This is a genomic window from Streptomyces abyssalis (assembly GCF_001751365.1).
GTDB classification, from domain to species: domain Bacteria; phylum Actinomycetota; class Actinomycetes; order Streptomycetales; family Streptomycetaceae; genus Streptomyces; species Streptomyces abyssalis.
In genome coordinates this window covers 1-202 of the sequence record NZ_LJGT01000042.1, presented here as the reverse complement: position 1 = coordinate 202, position 202 = coordinate 1, and the positions used below count along the sequence as shown (strand labels likewise).

Below are 202 nucleotides of genomic sequence, written 5' to 3'. Positions count from 1 at the left end.
GTGATAGTTCGGCGGTGTCCTACTCTCCCACACGCTCCCGCATGCAGTACCATCGGCGCAGTAAGGCTTAGCTTCCGGGTTCGGAATGTGACCGGGCGTTTCCCTCACGCTATGACCACCGAAACACACCCCCCACACGTGGTGTGGGGGAAACTCTGTGTTCTCTGTGTTGTGTCAGCGCACTCTTCACTTAACAACCGGC

The 202-nt window shown here is 57.9% G+C and carries 1 rRNA gene; it reads right to left on the bottom strand.

The window, feature by feature from the left end:
- Nucleotides 1–6: 6 nt before the first annotated feature.
- Nucleotides 7–123: ribosomal RNA gene (gene rrf / locus AN215_RS28240) — 5S ribosomal RNA — on the bottom strand.
- Between the last annotated feature and the right edge of the window lie 79 nt (nt 124–202).